1 protein-coding gene is annotated in these 831 nt (G+C 60.3%); it reads right to left on the bottom strand.

Features of this window, described 5'->3' with window-relative positions:
* Positions 1–45: 45 nt before the first annotated feature.
* A partial coding sequence (locus BLX42_RS18375; protein ID WP_161872338.1) for an IS66 family transposase occupies positions 46–831 on the bottom strand: 786 nt, incomplete at its 5' end.

Genomic DNA, 831 nt, shown 5'->3' with positions numbered 1-831 from the left:
GAGTGCGATCCATGAACCCCACCTACCGCCAGATGGAGCTTCGATTTACCGTGGCATCTCCGGTGAGCAGTTCCACGGCAGCAGCGCTTCGTAGGCCTCTACCGACGAGGCATGCGGCAACCGCTCCAGTACGTGGCGCAGCCACGTATAGGGCTCTTGGCCGTTGGCCTTCGCGGTCTCGACCAAGCTGTAGATCTGTGCACTGGCCGCAGCACCCTTGGGCGTGTCGCTGAACAACCAGGCCTTGCGCCCGATGACAAACGGCTTTATCGCACGCTCTGCCAGGTTATTGTCGATCGGCAAATGGCCGGCCTCGACATAGCGTTCCAGCCGGCTCCAGTTGTTCGCCAGATACTGCACCGCCTTACCCAGCACGCTTTGCGGTGTGACTTGGGACTGCGTCTTGTCCAGCCAGCTTTTCAACTGGCCGAGGATCGGCAGGCTTCTTTCCTGGCGACCGATGAACCGCTGCTCATCGCTGACATCCTTGAGTTCACGCTCGATGCCATACAGCTTGTTGATCATCGCCAGCGCCACATCGGCACGTCCCGTCTTGCCTTTGGGCTGCACCTTTTGCGCCTCGACAAACTTGCGTCGTGCATGAACCATGCACGCCAACCGTTCGACACCGGGCTGTAATGCCAACGCGTTGTAACCGGCGTAATCATCGGTCATGACATAACCGCGATAGCCCTCCAGCAGGCGCAACGGTACCTCCTGCGCACGGCTGGTGGTGTAGTCGAACAACACGACTTGTCGATCAGGTGGCCCGCTGGCCTGCACCCACATCCAGGACTGGCTGGTCGGGTCGCGATCCGGTTCCTTGAGCAC

Origin of the sequence: Pseudomonas sp. SG-MS2 (assembly GCF_009933855.1) — a bacterium.
Taxonomy (GTDB): domain Bacteria; phylum Pseudomonadota; class Gammaproteobacteria; order Pseudomonadales; family Pseudomonadaceae; genus Aquipseudomonas; species Aquipseudomonas putida_E.
The sequence above is the reverse complement of the archived record's forward strand: the minus strand, read 5'-3'. Positions and strand labels throughout refer to the sequence as shown.